Source organism: Rhizobium sp. YTU87027 (assembly GCF_050644135.1).
Taxonomy (GTDB): Bacteria; Pseudomonadota; Alphaproteobacteria; order Rhizobiales; family Rhizobiaceae; genus Rhizobium.
Genome location: NZ_CP098440.1, coordinates 2,493,212 through 2,507,637 on the forward strand (window position 1 = coordinate 2,493,212; position 14,426 = coordinate 2,507,637).

Sequence of the window (14,426 nt, forward strand, 5' to 3'; positions counted from 1 at the left end):
GTGGTTAAAGCCACAGGGAGAGGCAGCGCGGCGCCGCGCTTGACAGTTTCTGATCAGATTGACCTCCGATCAGTTAGGAGGGGTGGCTCGGGTTCCCTGCCCGGCCGCCCCTTTCATTTTGAGGATAACACTATTCGGCGGCGTGGCGGTCGCTCACGAAGCTCGCATCCGCCGGCTGCCGGGCGCCGGCCGATTTCTGTGCCTCGAGGCGGCGTAGCTCCGCCACGCTGTCTTCGATGGTCACCGAACCAAGCATGTCGACGACGGCCCGCTCGGCTCGATCGCAAAGAAACTCCGAGAGATCGCCGATATTCTCGCCCACAAGGCCCTCATGCGGGATGTCGTGCCGGGTCGCCCAGATCTTCTTGTCGCCGGTTACAGCAGCATAGATCTGGCTGAGCAATATCTGGTTGCGCGGCCGCGCCAAGCTGATACCGCCCTTGCCACCCTGAGCGGTGGCGAGGATGCCGCCTTCATTAAGCGGCAGCAGCAGTTTGCGTACGAAGCTGGCGCTTGTATCGAGCCCTTGCGCAAGTGATTGGCTCGTGGTGCGGAGATTTGCCTCTTCGTTGACAGCCACACTGATGACAATCTGTAAAGCAGTCGAAAAGCGCGTGTCGATCATGCTGAGTTGGGGCCTTACGTCTGAAGCCGGAGATCACAGATATTTGCCGCGCAAATCCATTGTCAAGAACGCGTGGTTGAAATCACGGCGACGTGACTGAAACCTCGGGTAAGGCGCGGAGATCAGCGACGCGGCGCGCATAGCGAAATGACGATGAAGGCCGTGGCCACCCACATGGCGCGTGCTGCCCTCACTGCCGGAACGCATTGCCTGTACACGTAACTGTCACTGGCTAGAGCCAGCCGATCCGCCGAAGCACCCAGAGCGTCGCAACCGATGTGACCGTCACGAACACAACGATGATGATGAAGGCCCAGGTGTCGTTGACCCCCGGAATGCCTCCGACGTTCATCCCGAACAAGCCGGCCACCACGCTTGGCGGCAGCAGCAGGGCCGCCAGCGCCGCCAGTCGGTTGGAGTTGCGCGCAATCCGCTCACTGATCACGGTCGAAAGGTCGTCATGCAGAATGCCCGTGCGGTCGCGGATAGCGTCGAGGTATTCAATGAAGCGCATCAGCTTGTCGATCACTTCGCGCATCCGCAACTTGTCGCGCTCAAGGAGCCATGGCGCGTCGTCATGCTCGATACGGTTCAAAGCATCGCGTTGCGGTGCAAGGTAACGGCGAAGCTGAACGGACCGCCGGCGCAACAGCTTCAAGCGCTCGCGCACCTCGCTTGCCTCACCGTGAAAGATCATCTCGTCAAGCTCGTCCACCTCTTCATCCATGGAGTCGAGCACGGGCTCCAGGTCGCGCACAAGTTTGTCGCCGATCAGCGCCAGGAGATCTCCAGTTCGATGCGGGCCTTTGCCTTTCTCGAGCGCCAGACGAATGTCGCGAAGCGCGGTAATGTAGTGACCGCGGTCCCGTAGCGAGATAACCTTGTCGACGTCGACCCACATGTGCAGCGGCACGAGATCGATATCGGTCTGCTTCTCCAGCTCTTCGTCCGGAGCGGTCGCGCACACGCCGCGAAGGATGATCAAGAGCCCATCGTCGACCGGTTCGACGCGTGGCCGCGTCTCCTCTTCGAGAAGCGCTTCCCTGACGAAGCTGTCGAGGCCGCTTTCCCTGTTGATCCAATCGGCCGCCGCCGCATGATTGCGTTCGAAATGCAGCCAGATGATCCCGTCCTCGGGCTTCCATCGTCGCGCTTGGGCAATATCCAGCTGAGTACAGCCACCCCGCCCGTCCAAGAGCAGGGCGAAGCGTAATCCGGGCTCCGCGCCATAACTGAGCTTAGAGGTAGCTGGCATCTCCATCGCGCACCGCACATCGCCAGAGGGAACCCAAAAATGCAGCCAACACAAAAGCTTGGCACCCGAAATTCTAACAGGTCGCGATCAAGGCGCAAGACCGCTGCAAACAATGCCAGCGACATCACGCCACCTGTAGTGCCGGCGCCCGCCTAGTCGACAAGTTCTCAAAATAGGTCGCCTACATCTGCCGAGACGATTTCAACACCGACCGTATTGGCGTATTATCACCGGGTAACTCTGCGAGGCCGATCCAAGGAAGGAGGGCCGGCTTGACCACGACAGCCAGCGATCACCAAAACTGGTCACAAGGCTTCAACGCGCCTAACGCAGGCGCAGTGCCGCGCAACGTTCGTGACCTCACTCGGGATGCCGATGTTATCGCGCTGCTGCCCGATCCGGCTTCGGCACAGTCCTGCCTGGATCTGGCCGACGACGCGGCCGATGCCGTGCAGGATAGCATCGCCGCCGTACACATCGGTGCCGACCCACTGGCGATGCTTGTGTCGGCTGAGGAAATCGAATTGCAGATGCTGCGGGAGCTTGAGGAAGGATCGACCCACGAGCGCTACGAGCGCGTCAAGCGGCTCTTCGGCGAATGGAAACTCAGCGCTCCTCACCGGCAAAGCCTGGTACTCGGCGACTGCCAGGGTGACCTGCGCCGCTGCGTCGGCGACGTCTGTCAGAATGCGTCGCTTGTCATAACGCCCTACAGGGGCAACCTCGATGCCCGCGATGTCTTCCACAATGTCCTCTTTCATGAAGGCAAGCTTGTGCTCGTCCCGCCGGCCAGCGGCTACCGCGGACGTCTGCTGGACCACGTGCTGATCGGCTGGAAGCCGCATGAGCATGCGCGGCGCACAATGGTTGCTGCAAGGCGTTGGCTCCTTGCCGCCAGCCGCATAACCGTGCTCTGCGTCGACGATAGGCCGAACAGGCACTACGAGACCACCGCGAGGGAAATCTGCCGTCAGCTGGGGCTCGATGCCGAGATTGTCGTGACCTCGTCAACCGGCCGCTCGGTTGGCAACACCATCCTCGACTTTGGCGCATCGGTGAACGCCACGTGCATTCTGATTGGCGCGTTCAAGCACGGTTATCTGCTCGAACTTCTCCTCGGCCGTGTCACCTATCGCCTGCTGTCCCATGCCACCGTTCCCCTGCTGATGAGCCATTAAACGAAACGCCGAGCGCAAAGACGGCTCGCCCAACCCGTTATGGCTGTCAATCTGCCTTCGCCTCTCGGGGAAGCCATCCGTAAGCACTCAGAATGGCCGCAGCGAGACCTGGAAAGCGTTCATCCAATTCCGAACAGCGCGAATGGTTACGCATTTCCACACCCTGACGCTCGCAGCGGACAAGGCCTGCCTCGCGCAGCACCTTGATGTGGTTCGATAGTGATGACTTGGGGATTACGCGCTCGCGCATGTTGGCAAACGCAGCGCACGTCCCGCCCGAACCGCTGCCTGCAATTTGCGCGAATATCGCCGCACGCTCCGGATCGGAGAGGGCATGCAGGATCGCTTCAGGCCGTACGTCCTCTATTGCTGGATGAAAGAGCGGTCTCATGATTTTTGTATATGGGGGCTTGAAACCAAGATCAACAGTTCCGAATTTCCGAACTACGGAACAATGCCGCCATTTCCGACGGCACTCCAAGTAGAAAGGAATGCAGGATGGGTAAGCTCGCTGGAAAAGTCGCCGTCGTGACGGGGGGCTCCAAAGGGATCGGCGCCGCGATCGCAAGGGCACTCGCAGCCGAAGGCGCACAGGTGGTGGTCAACTACGCTTCGAGCAAGGCGGGAGCAGACGCAGTGGTCGAGACGATCACGGCGGCAGGTGGCAAAGCCATCGCAGTCCAGGGCGACGTTTCGAAGGCCGAACAGGCGCAGGGATTGGTGGACGCTGCGGTCAAGGAATTCGGTCAGCTCGACGTGCTGGTCAACAACTCCGGCGTCTACGAATTCGCGCCGATCGAGCAGGTGACCGAGGAACAATATCGTCGCATGTTCGACGTGAACGTTCTGGGCGTCCTGCTGAGCACCAAAGCAGCGCTCAAGCATCTCGATGAGGGCGGCAGCATCATCAACATCTCGTCGGCGGCGACCAGTCTGGCTCCGCCAGCCTCCAGCGTCTACACCGGGACCAAGGGCGCAGTGGACAGCATTACCAGCGTGCTTGCCAATGAGCTGGGGCCGCGCAAAATCCGGGTCAACGCGATTCTCCCGGGCATCGTCGAGACCGAGGGAACCCACACAGCAGGGTTTATCGGCTCGGATTTCGAGCGCAGCGCAGTGACCCAGACCCCGCTCGGCCGCATCGGTCAGCCGGACGACATCGCCGGGATCGCCATCTTCCTCGCTTCCGACGATGCCCGCTGGCTGACCGGCGAACGACTGGTCGCCAGCGGCGGTTTTCGCTAATGATCCGTTGATGGTGCGCGTGCTCCTTCACCGGGCACGCACATCGCCTCGCGGCTGTAGCGCGCGACGGCTTAGACGCGGATCGCTGCGCTTCCTGCAGCTATTGGTTTCCGATGGCCCCGCTCCCTTTGAAGATGGATGGCAGCGCTCTTTGGGGAATGGCTCCATATCGGCCTTTGGCGCGATCCGGCCGGAGGCGTTGTCGCTCAAATCTGCAGGCTATCGTCCAGCCAGACACGGAAGCCGCCGCGAAAAGCGTTGTCGTTATTGCCGCGTCGACACTTCGGCGGCAACTCCTTGAGTCGGTCGACATTGCCGCCGCCGATGACGATGTAATCAGGCAGTAGAGCAGCCGCCAGACGATCCGCGACATCGAAGACCGATTTTCGCCATTTGCTTTTGCCCCGCTGCTTCAAACCACGTTCGCCGACATAGTCCTCGAAGGTTGCTTTCCGGTAAGGCATGTGTGCCAATTCCAGAGGCATGCAGACATTCTCGGCGATCATGGCCGAGCCGAGGCCGGTGCCGAGGCCGAGGAAGAGCATCCGGCCCTTCTCATAGCTGCCGATCGCCTGCATCAGTGCGTCATTGACCATCCGCACCGGCCGGCCGATGGCGACTTCGAAATCAAAATTCTTCCATCCGGGGCCAAGATTGAAGGGATCGGCCGCAGCCCGGTTGCCGACCACGGGGCCGGGGTAACCCATGGTGACGACATCGTAATGCCAGTCGCTGGTAAGATCGCGCAGCGACGCCACCATCTTGGTCGCCGTCATCTGGTCGCCAGATTCGACCGCGCGCCGCTCGCTGCCGCTGCTGAGTTCGACCTTCACATGCGACCCACCGACATCGACGGCAAGCACGATACGGCCGGCTGGCGCAGCACCGGCCTCGGGCCTGCCAGAGGTCCGCACCTGCTCCGCAACAGGGCTTCCAGCTATGTCTGTCATCTCTTTCACGCTCCTTTGCCCGGTCCGTGCACTCAATCCTTCCCGCGCTGCGTATCGGCGCAAGATCGGTACCGTCTGTCAAGCGCCACGCGCAATGCGGTGTCGCTTGATTTCAACCCAAGGATGGCTCACTGAAGATGGTGCATACTAAGCGGAGGATCATCACTTGAGCTTTCCGATCTTACCCCCCGGTTCCATAGACCCTCCCGGCGCTCCCGGTATTGAGCCTCGCTGGACATCAAGTGATAAGAGCGCGGTCGGTACCGCCATTGGCCCGGCAAGTCCCGTTTGGTTCACGGCAAGCCACGGCATCCTCAACGAGATCTATGCGCCCCGGCTCGATATGGCCTGCGTGCGTGATTTCGGTTTCATCGTGACGGCCGATGACTACTTTTCCGAGGAGAAGCGCGACGCCGATCATCAGGTGCAGGCGATCGAGGATGGCGTTCCGGCTTTCCGCCTCATCAACACTGCCCGCGATGGTCGCTATCGCATCACCAAGACCGTCTTCTCAGATCCTGAGCGGGAGGTCGTGCTGCAGGACGTCCGCTTCGAGGCGTTGATCGGCAACCTTTCCCGCTACCAGCTGCATGCTCTCGTAGCGCCGCATCTCGTGAATGGGGGTGCCGACAACACCGCCTGGTGCGCCGATTTCAAGGGCAGGCCGATGCTGTTTGCCGAGGGCTCCGGACGGGTGCTCGCGGTTGCCGCCTCTGTACCCTGGCTGGCACGTTCGGCAGGCTATGTCGGCTTTTCCGATGGCTGGCAGACGCTGTCGCGTGGCGAGGGACTGAAAGAAGAGTACAGCTATGCCGCATCCGGCAACGTTGCGCTATCGGGAACGCTCGACCTGCAGGCTGGCGAAGGGCGGGCACTGGTCGCCATAGGCTTCGGAACGCAGCCGGAAGAGGCTGCATTCCGTGCAATCCTCAGCTTGGAACAGGGTATCGAGCCAGCGCTCAGACGTTATCTGAGCGGCTGGCGGGATTGGCAGGCCGGCCTGCTTGCCCTCGACGAGCCCCATAATCCCACCCAGTTGAACCAATATCGTGTCAGTACCAGCGTGCTTGCCACCCACTGCGACGATGCCTCCGGCGCCATCATCGCCAGCCTTTCCATCCCGTGGGGCTTCAACAAGAGCGACGACGACCTCGGTGGCTATCATCTGGTCTGGACCCGCGATCTGGTGGAAACGGCAGGCGGATTGCTCGCCGCAGGCGCCAAGGCCGATGCGCGTTCGGTGCTCGATTATCTTTCGGCGATCCAGGAAGCGGACGGCCATTGGGTGCAAAACGCCTGGCTCGATGGTCGGCCCTACTGGCACGGCATCCAGATGGACGAGACGGCCTTTCCCATCCTGCTTTACGACATGCTTTTGCGTGCCGGCGTGATCGGTCTCTCGGAGACCGGCCGATATCTGCCGATGATCGAGGCCGCCGCGGCCTATATCGTCACGAATGGGCCCGCCACCCAGCAGGATCGCTGGGAAGAGGACGCGGGCTACTCGCCCTTCACGCTCGCCGTCGAGATCGCCGGGTTGCTCGCAGCGGCTGATGCGACGGAAGCGGCCGGGCGGTTGTCTGCTGCGCAATATCTGCGGGAGGTGGCTGATGGCTGGAACGAGCGCATCGAGGAGTGGACCTACGCCACCGATACGGAGTTGTCGCGCCGTCTTGGCATCGACGGTTACTATGTTCGCATTGCCACGGCGACGGACGGCGCGTCTTCGCTCGGTCGAGACTTCATCCCGATCCGCAACCGCGACGATGGCGGCGCCGTGCTCGAGGCGGACCTTCTCCTCAGCCCCGACGCGCTCGCCCTCGTACGGTTCGGTCTCCGGGCCGCCGACGACCCCCGCATCCTAGGCACGATCGCAGCGATTGACGCCGAGTTGCGCCGTGACCTGCCGACCGGATCTTACTGGTACCGGTACAATGAAGACGGCTACGGCGAACGGATCGGTGGCGCCCCGTTCGCCGGCCGCGGTGTCGGGAGGCTTTGGCCACTTTTGACCGGTGAGCGCGCCCACTACGAACTCGCCGCCGGACGACGGGACGAGGCGCAACGCCTACTGGCAGCGCTGGAGGCCTCGGCTAGCGGTGGCGGGCTCCTGCCGGAGCAGATCTGGGATAGCGATGATGTGCCGGAACGCGAGCTCTTCCTCGGTCGTCCTTCCGGCAGTGCCATGCCCCTGGTCTGGGCTCATGCGGAACATATAAAGCTGCTGCGCTCGATCCGCGACGGCGTAATCTTCGACATGCCGCCGCAGACCTTTGCTCGCTATGTCGCGGCAAAGCCTGCGCCAGCGCCTTTCTCGTGGCGGCCAAACGCCAAGCGCATCCATATGGCGCCCGGCCGCGCCCTGCGCATCGAATTGCCTGAGCCCGCCCTGATACACTGGTCCACCGACGGTTGGGCAACTGCCACCGACAGCCATGCCCGCGATACCGGCTTTGGCACCTACGTCTGCGACCTGCCGACGAAAGCGCTCGGTCCCGGCACGATCGTCTTTACGGTTTTCTGGACGGATACGCAGCGGTGGGAAGGTACGGATTTCAAAATCGAAGTGGTTTGAACCCCTCCCCGAAAGCACATTGCTTGTCTGGAAAATCACGCTGGGCGTCCAAATCCTCGGACCTGCCCAACCAGCTTGTCGAAGCAGGCGATTGAGCGCAAGAGTCGCGACGCCGGCATCTGCGAGATAGGTTTCGCTAAGCATCGTCCATGCAATACAGCCTGTTTCGGGGGAACGAAGGAACTATACCCTCTAGGAAAGGAGACCGGATGTGCCGAGATCGACGAGAGATGACGCCGAATGCGGATGCCATCATGCCGTTTCCCGCGCAAAACAAGTTTACCCGCGATTTGCGAGCCGCCTCGGTCGCAAAAGGCTCGGCGGACTTTCTGTCGTTGTGGGCAGGAACTGGAGAAGGTGAGCTTTGGCAGGGCTCGACCTCCGAACTGATCGACAGCCTGTTTGCTGGATAGTTACCGACCAACCGCCGTCGCGCCAACTTGAGCGATTTCCATGACTTCTCAAGAGAATTCAAGGTACAGAGATTGTGTCGCAATGTATCCAACGAGCAGCAGGATACAGCGAGATGCAAGCCTGAATGCCGCAAACATATGCCGGATACATCAAGGGCGTCGGTAGCAGTGCAATAATGGAGATCGCGCGATGGAACATATCGACCACATCCTGATTGTCGATGACGATCGCGAAATAAGGGAGCTCGTATCGAGCTACCTGAAAAAGAATGGCCTGCGCGTCACCGCCGTTTCGGACGGGCGGCATATGCGCTCCTTTCTCGAAGCGAACTCGGTTGATCTAATCATCCTTGACGTCATGATGCCCGGCGACGACGGCCTCGTTCTTAGCCGCGAGTTGCGTGCCGGCCGACACAGGGCCATACCCATCGTCATGCTGACGGCCCGCACCGACGAGATGGATCGCATTATCGGTCTCGAGATGGGTGCGGACGACTACCTCGCCAAACCGTTTTCGGCACGCGAATTGTTGGCCCGCATCAAAGCTGTCCTTCGGCGTACCCGTATGCTGCCACCCAATCTGCAGGTGTCGGAGGCCGGTCAATTGCTGAGCTTCGGCAAGTGGAAACTGGACACCACGGCACGCCACCTTATCGATTCCGACGGGACGGTGATCGCGCTTAGCGGTGCCGAATATCGCCTGCTGCGCGTCTTCATCGACCACCCCCAGCGCGTTCTCAACCGCGACCAGCTTCTCAACCTGACGCAGGGCCGCGACGCCGAGCTTTTCGATCGGTCGATCGACCTTCTGGTCAGCCGTGTCCGCCAGCGTCTCGGCGACGACGCCCGAGAGCCGATCTATATCAAGACCGTCCGCAGCGAGGGTTATGTCTTTTCAATGCCGATCGAGATCACCGAGGCCCGCTGATGGCGACGCACGCCCTTCTGAATGGATTTCGCCTGTGGCCACGCACCCTCGGAGCGCGCCTGTTTCTTATTCTGCTTGCCGGTCTGGCGATTGCGCATGCCATGTCGTTCACAGTGCTGTTTTTCGAGCGCTACACGGCTGCAAAGTCGATGATGTTCAACACCCTCGAAAACGATGTTTCGACCTCAATCGCTATCCTCGATCGGCTCCCACCGGACGAGCGCGCGGATTGGCTCGATCGTCTTGATCGGGGGAGCTACAGATTTGTTCTGGGGCCGGGCCTGCCGGGAACGCCGGCGCTCGACGCGCGCGGCACCGAAATTGCCTCCAAGGTGAGGACGGCGATCGGGTCCAAATATCCGATCACGGTCGAAACCATCCCCGGTCCGAACTTTCGCCTCCAGGCGCATCTTGCTCTCAGCGACGGCACGCCCTTGACGATAGACGTCAACCCGGCTGGCGTCATGCCTCTCGCCGACTGGCTGCCCTATGTACTCGTCGCACAACTGGCTTTGCTGGTGCTCTGCAGCTGGTTTGCCGTGCGTCAGGCCATTCGCCCTCTGGTCAACCTGGCGAAAGCGGCAGACACGCTCGATCCGAACGTGAAAACCCCTCGCCTCAGCGAGACAGGGCCAAGCGAAGTCGCCTACGCTGCGACCGCCTTCAACGCAATGCGCGAGCGCATCGCCCAATATCTCGAGGAGCGCGTACAGATACTCGCGGCCATATCGCATGATCTGCAAACGCCGATCACGCGCATGAAGCTCAGGGCTGAGATGGCCGAGGATTTCGGCGATCGAGATAAGTTGATGCAGGATCTCAGCGAGATCGAACGGCTCGTCAAGGAAGGCGTCACCTATGCGCGCAGCGCCCATGGCAACGTCGAGAAAGCGTCGCGCATCGACCTTTCGTCCTTCATCGAGAGCCTTGTCTACGATTATCAGGACACCGGCAAGGATGTTGCGATAACGCAGATAAGCAACGGCGCGATCATGACGCGCCCGCACGCCTTAAGGCGCGTGCTCACGAATCTCATCGACAATGCGCTGAAGTTCGGCGGCAGCGCCGAGATCGAGGTACAGCGTCGCGCCGACGAGGCCATCGTCATCAGGGTGATGGATCGTGGGCCCGGTATCCCCGATGACCAGTTGGAAGCTGTCCTCAAACCCTTCTTCCGCCTTGAGCAGTCGCGTAGTCGCGACACCGGCGGAACCGGCCTTGGATTGGCTATCGCCGTGCAGCTTGCCGCTGCAATCGGCGGGTCGCTGACGCTGCACAACCGGGACGGTGGCGGCCTGGTGGCCGAGATAACCATCACTCACTATGGACAAAAGAACGGCAGCCCTTGACGGCTGTCGCTGAAACCGGTCATCCGAGTATCAAAGGGAGTCCCGCCAAGGCACGTCGAGACTATTCCAATGGCGGTGATGGGCCGATTGCTGCAATTGGTGGCATCCGCTACTCGTAACGCCGTGGTGGCGCCATTCCTGCCAGTGCCGAGGGACCGAAAATATGGCAAAAGAACATCCGCCTGCGTCTCTAAAGCAGGCTGCGGCGGGTCTCTTGGAACCCCTGCGAGGGCAGCCATCAAGCCCCTAAGTTTGCGGGGGAGATCAATGTCACAATCCTGTTCGGATTGATGGCTAGACGGGCGAAAATCGGGAACGAGGATCAGCAGATGGCAGAAGAGAAGCCCTTGGACTTTGCAGGAGAAATCGTCGACTTCGACGCCGGCCACGGAGAGGCTGCCACCGTCGAGATGGATGACTACACCAAGAGCCTCGCTCAGGCCAAGGCAAAGTCAGTCAAGCTGGTGGACGCGATCACGGGCGCCACATTGAAGAAAAAGGAGGCCATCCATTTTGACGATATGCGCCCCTCGCTCGCGGATTTCATGCGGCAGAAGCACCCAGGCCTCCGTTCGGACGACTACATCAGCCGCAAGGTGGTCGATGACTATCGCGGCCAGTACATTGCCGAGCTACTGCGCGACGAACGAGGCGAGCTCTCCAACCTGGAGGACGAAGTCGTCGAGAGCCTGAAGAGCCACGACACGCTCGCCGAAAACATCGAAGAGGACTACGAGGAACACCGTTCGATCGGCGACCGCGTCGCCGATGTCGTCGCAGCCTTCGGCGGAAGCTGGACCTTTATCATTTCCTTCTGCTTGTTCCTCGCCGTCTGGATGGGAATCAATCTGATGCTTGGCGAGAAGGCTGCCTTCGACGTCTATCCCTTCATCCTGCTGAACCTTATCCTTTCGACCATTGCAGCGCTGCAGGCGCCGATCATCATGATGAGCCAGCGCCGCCAGGAATCAAAGGATCGGTTGCGGGCGCTCAACGACTATAAGGTCAATCTGAAGGCCGAGTTGGAAATCCGCCACCTCCATGAAAAGGTCGATCACCTGTTGAACCGGCAGTGGGAACGATTGACCGAGATCCAGCAGATCCAGATTGAAATGATGCTGGAACAGGCCAAGGCCGCCAATCGCGCGCTGAAGATGAGCAAGGCGCAAAAGACCAAAACCAATGCGCTCAAGAACCTCTTTAGCACCACGCCCAAGGCGGAAGAGAGCGACGAATAGGTAGAATAGCCGCTCCGACAGGGACGGTTAATCCAACATGCTGGGTGTCACATATCAAACATATGAATGAGCCGCCCATGAATGGTTTGAACCAACTCGCCGAAAGCCGCGGTTGGTAGGCTTCGCTACCCAACACCGCAAAATTCAAACCACGTGAATTGGAGGACGTCGCGGCGAACCGCTGCGCTGCCGCCGGGAAGCCGATCAGAATCGATCGACGTCGATCACGGCCTGCGCAAAGGCTTGCGGTGCCTCTTGCGGCAGGTTGTGACCAATGCCGCCGGTGATCAGCCGGTGCTCGTACTTGCCCGAGAACTTCTTGGCATAGGCCGCCGGTTGCGGATGAGGCGCGCCATTCCCATCGCCTTCCAGGGTCATCGTCGGCACACCGATAACCGGGAACTTGGCCAGCCGCGCTTCGAACTCGTCATACCTGCGCTCGCCCTCGGCCGCACTGATCCGCCAACGGTAGTTGTGGATGGTGATGTCGACGTGATCTGGATTTTCAAGCGCAGCGGCGCTGCGGTTGAAGGTCGCGTCGTCGAAATTCCATTTCGGTGACGCAAGCTGCCAGATCAGCCTGGCGAACTCGCTCCGGTATTGTTGATAGCCTTCGCGCCCACGTTCGGTGGCAAAGTAGAACTGATACCACCACGCGAGCTCCGCCTTCGGCGGCAGCGGCGCCTTGTTGGCTTCCTGACTGCCGACAAGATAGCCGCTGACGGAAACCAGCGCCTTGCAACGCTCAGGCCAAAGAGCCGCGATAATGTCTGCGGTCCGGGCTCCCCAATCACAACCGGCAATCAGCGCCTTTTCGATCTTCAGCGCATCCATGAGCGCGATGATATCAGCAGCGATTGCAGCCTGTTGACCGTTGCGCATCGTCTGGTCGGAGAGGAAACGCGTCGTGCCGTAGCCACGCAGATAGGGCACGATGACGCGATAGCCGGCTGTGGCGAGCAGCGGTGCAACATCGACATAGGTATGGATGTCATAGGGCCAGCCGTGCAGGAGAATGACCGGAGGCGCGTCGCTCGCTCCAAGTTCGGCATAGCCAACATTTAGCAGACCGGCATCGATCTGCTTGATTGTGCCGAACGACGTGTTGGTGCCCGGCGCGATGGCGGGAATGCGGGCGGCGCCCGGTGTCGCAGCTTGTGCAACGCTCGTCCCGATGACGCCCAGTTGCGCGGCCGCGACAGTCAGAGCCGCCACGCCCATGAACCGCCGCCTCTTTTGATTGATTTCCTCTGCCATCGATGTTCTCCAGATTGCGTTAAAGACATTCTTAGAAGCCGGTAGGCGTGTGTACCCAATGTGTGCCCGATGGCGGGAATTGCATGCAGGTGTAGGGATCAGGTCGAGAGATACATTGGCATACATTCGGCGATAATTGAGCGACCTGAGCTGAGTGTTCGGCTCAGCGACACTCAGGTTCGGGGAACCGGGCCATTGTTGGCAAACGCGGGAATCTAGCGGAGTCCGCCGACGACAGCTGCGAATACGTTGTCGGACGACGTCGCCACGAAGGAGGCCTTCGCAATCTGCGCGGGCGCCTTCGAGCCAGCATCCGGCAATGACAACGGTAGGAACAGTGCCGCGATCGGCGGCGGCTCATCCGGAGCACTATCCCAGGCGCATGGCACAGCGGCCAACGCGAGCATTGCGAAGGTGGTGATTAGAATGCGCATTGCTTTCTCCTCAATTGCTTGGCCCGTTTAGACCAATCCGGAACCCGGATCCCTCCAGGGGAGCGGTAAAATTCAGCGTGACGGCTGCGCGTATCTCGAATGTGTTCGGACGCGTCAAAACTGTATTGCGGTGTAGGCGCCGATTGAGCCGCTTCGACCGACCCCGATCCGGAATCATATCGACCCTCCAATGCCGCAGGCGATGCATCCGCCCGCGGCATACCTATGGCCAAGGTCAACTGCCTAGTCCGCGACGAGCACTGGTCGCTCCCGATACTGCGCCGAGAAAAGCTGCTTCAGAGCGTCGATTTTCGGCTGCTCGTAGATGTAGACATAGGGTTGGCTGGGATTGTTGTAGACGTAGTCCTGATGATAGGCCTCCGCGCGATAGAACGTCTTCCCGACTTCGATCGAAGTCACAATCGAGCGATTAAACGCGCGTTCCTTGCCCAGTTGCGTGATGTAGTCGGAGGCGACCTTTGCCTGCTCGCCGTTCCGTGGAAAGATCGCCGAGCGGTACTGCATCCCGATATCAGGCCCTTGCTGATCCACCTGCGTCGGGTCGTGAACCACAGAGAAAAAGATCTGCAATAACTGGGCGTAGGTGACTTGCTGCGGATTGAAGACGACCTCCACCGCTTCGGCATGACCGGTCTGCCCGGTCTCGGTCATCTCGTAGGTCGCAGTCGCAGCACTCCCGCCGGCATACCCAGCCGTGGCGCTCACAACGCCGACAACGTGCTGAAACACCCCTTGGACGCCCCAGAAGCAGCCGCCAGCCAGCACCAGCGACTGCGTTTCCGGCGCTGCGGCCACGTCATGCAGGGCTAGAGGAACGCGCCTGGCCTCCTCAGATTTCGATCCGCCGTTCAATTTCAGCGCAAGGCCGCTGCCACCCATCACCGCCAGAACCACAAGGCCGAGGCGTGCGATAGTACCGACAGAGGTCGAAGAGTTTTCCCGTCGATTTTTCATTGTT

General features: G+C 60.6%; 14 protein-coding genes. 7 read left to right on the plus strand and 7 right to left on the minus strand.

The features are described 5' to 3' along the window. Nucleotides 1-130: 130 nt before the first annotated feature. Both NBG89_RS12425 and NBG89_RS12430 read right to left on the minus strand, forming a co-directional pair. Nucleotides 131-625: an RrF2 family transcriptional regulator gene (locus tag NBG89_RS12425; protein WP_431320218.1), complete on the minus strand. Its 495-nt coding sequence runs from the start codon at nt 623-625 to the stop codon at nt 131-133. A gap of 232 nt (nt 626-857) precedes the next feature. Continuing rightward, complete coding sequence (locus tag NBG89_RS12430; protein WP_431320219.1) at nt 858-1,886, minus strand: CorA family divalent cation transporter; 1,029 nt, start codon at nt 1,884-1,886, stop codon at nt 858-860. A gap of 266 nt (nt 1,887-2,152) precedes the next feature. On the opposite strand from NBG89_RS12430, the gene NBG89_RS12435 reads away from it, so the two are divergent. Then, nucleotides 2,153-3,058, plus strand: a complete 906-nt coding sequence (locus NBG89_RS12435) for a universal stress protein (protein ID WP_431320220.1) — start codon at nt 2,153-2,155, stop codon at nt 3,056-3,058. A gap of 46 nt (nt 3,059-3,104) precedes the next feature. Here the strand turns inward: NBG89_RS12435 and NBG89_RS12440 are convergent, their stop codons facing one another. Next, a complete protein-coding gene (locus NBG89_RS12440) occupies nt 3,105-3,449 on the minus strand; it encodes an ArsR/SmtB family transcription factor (protein ID WP_431320221.1) in 345 nt (114 codons plus the stop codon). Nucleotides 3,450-3,556: 107 nt separating this feature from the next. On the opposite strand from NBG89_RS12440, the gene NBG89_RS12445 reads away from it, so the two are divergent. After that, complete coding sequence (locus NBG89_RS12445; protein ID WP_431320222.1) at nt 3,557-4,303, plus strand: glucose 1-dehydrogenase; 747 nt, start codon at nt 3,557-3,559, stop codon at nt 4,301-4,303. Between the two features lie 206 nt (nt 4,304-4,509). On the opposite strand, the gene NBG89_RS12450 is transcribed toward NBG89_RS12445, so the two are convergent. Further along, complete coding sequence (locus tag NBG89_RS12450) at nt 4,510-5,253, minus strand: ROK family protein (RefSeq protein ID WP_431320223.1); 744 nt, start codon at nt 5,251-5,253, stop codon at nt 4,510-4,512. A 166-nt stretch (nt 5,254-5,419) separates the two neighbouring features. Here NBG89_RS12450 and NBG89_RS12455 point away from each other — a divergent pair, with 166 nt between their 5' ends. The 5 genes from NBG89_RS12455 (at nt 5,420) to NBG89_RS12475 (ending at nt 11,756) form a co-directional block, all read left to right on the plus strand. Further along, nucleotides 5,420-7,828: a glucan 1,4-alpha-glucosidase gene (locus NBG89_RS12455; RefSeq protein ID WP_431320224.1), complete on the plus strand. Its 2,409-nt coding sequence runs from the start codon at nt 5,420-5,422 to the stop codon at nt 7,826-7,828. 209 nt (nt 7,829-8,037) lie between these two features. Continuing rightward, on the plus strand, nt 8,038-8,241 hold the full coding sequence (locus NBG89_RS12460) for a hypothetical protein (protein WP_431320225.1): 204 nt from the start codon (nt 8,038-8,040) through the stop codon (nt 8,239-8,241). Nucleotides 8,242-8,431: 190 nt separating this feature from the next. After that, the gene (locus tag NBG89_RS12465; protein WP_431320226.1) at nt 8,432-9,169 is read left to right on the plus strand and encodes a response regulator; all 738 of its coding nucleotides are present in this window, start codon (nt 8,432-8,434) and stop codon (nt 9,167-9,169) included. Continuing rightward, the gene (locus tag NBG89_RS12470; RefSeq protein WP_431320227.1) at nt 9,169-10,518 is read left to right on the plus strand and encodes a HAMP domain-containing sensor histidine kinase; all 1,350 of its coding nucleotides are present in this window, start codon (nt 9,169-9,171) and stop codon (nt 10,516-10,518) included. The genes NBG89_RS12465 and NBG89_RS12470 overlap by 1 nt, the downstream gene beginning before the upstream one ends. Nucleotides 10,519-10,847: 329 nt before the next feature. Further along, nucleotides 10,848-11,756: a DUF1003 domain-containing protein gene (locus tag NBG89_RS12475; protein WP_431320228.1), complete on the plus strand. Its 909-nt coding sequence runs from the start codon at nt 10,848-10,850 to the stop codon at nt 11,754-11,756. Between the two features lie 204 nt (nt 11,757-11,960). Here NBG89_RS12475 and NBG89_RS12480 read toward each other — a convergent pair whose 3' ends face one another. The 3 genes from NBG89_RS12480 to msrA form a co-directional block, all read right to left on the minus strand. After that, the gene (locus NBG89_RS12480; protein ID WP_431320229.1) at nt 11,961-13,013 is read right to left on the minus strand and encodes an alpha/beta fold hydrolase; all 1,053 of its coding nucleotides are present in this window, start codon (nt 13,011-13,013) and stop codon (nt 11,961-11,963) included. 215 nt (nt 13,014-13,228) lie between these two features. Further along, nucleotides 13,229-13,447: a hypothetical protein gene (locus tag NBG89_RS12485; protein ID WP_431320230.1), complete on the minus strand. Its 219-nt coding sequence runs from the start codon at nt 13,445-13,447 to the stop codon at nt 13,229-13,231. 243 nt (nt 13,448-13,690) lie between these two features. Beyond that, nucleotides 13,691-14,422 (minus strand): peptide-methionine (S)-S-oxide reductase MsrA, encoded by a 732-nt coding sequence (msrA, locus tag NBG89_RS12490; protein ID WP_431320231.1) that lies wholly within the window; start codon nt 14,420-14,422, stop codon nt 13,691-13,693. Nucleotides 14,423-14,426: the final 4 nt, after the last annotated feature.

Coding starts and splice junctions, on each gene's coding strand:
- NBG89_RS12465 (WP_431320226.1), top strand. CDS start 8,432: ATGGAACATATCGACCACATCCTGATTGTCGATGACGATCGCGAAATA.
- NBG89_RS12445 (WP_431320222.1), top strand. CDS start 3,557: ATGGGTAAGCTCGCTGGAAAAGTCGCCGTCGTGACGGGGGGCTCCAAA.
- NBG89_RS12485 (WP_431320230.1), bottom strand. CDS start 13,447: ATGCGCATTCTAATCACCACCTTCGCAATGCTCGCGTTGGCCGCTGTG.
- NBG89_RS12460 (WP_431320225.1), top strand. CDS start 8,038: ATGTGCCGAGATCGACGAGAGATGACGCCGAATGCGGATGCCATCATG.
- NBG89_RS12425 (WP_431320218.1), bottom strand. CDS start 625: ATGATCGACACGCGCTTTTCGACTGCTTTACAGATTGTCATCAGTGTG.
- msrA (WP_431320231.1), bottom strand. CDS start 14,422: ATGAAAAATCGACGGGAAAACTCTTCGACCTCTGTCGGTACTATCGCA.
- NBG89_RS12430 (WP_431320219.1), bottom strand. CDS start 1,886: ATGGAGATGCCAGCTACCTCTAAGCTCAGTTATGGCGCGGAGCCCGGA.
- NBG89_RS12470 (WP_431320227.1), top strand. CDS start 9,169: ATGGCGACGCACGCCCTTCTGAATGGATTTCGCCTGTGGCCACGCACC.
- NBG89_RS12440 (WP_431320221.1), bottom strand. CDS start 3,449: ATGAGACCGCTCTTTCATCCAGCAATAGAGGACGTACGGCCTGAAGCG.
- NBG89_RS12450 (WP_431320223.1), bottom strand. CDS start 5,253: ATGACAGACATAGCTGGAAGCCCTGTTGCGGAGCAGGTGCGGACCTCT.
- NBG89_RS12475 (WP_431320228.1), top strand. CDS start 10,848: ATGGCAGAAGAGAAGCCCTTGGACTTTGCAGGAGAAATCGTCGACTTC.
- NBG89_RS12480 (WP_431320229.1), bottom strand. CDS start 13,013: ATGGCAGAGGAAATCAATCAAAAGAGGCGGCGGTTCATGGGCGTGGCG.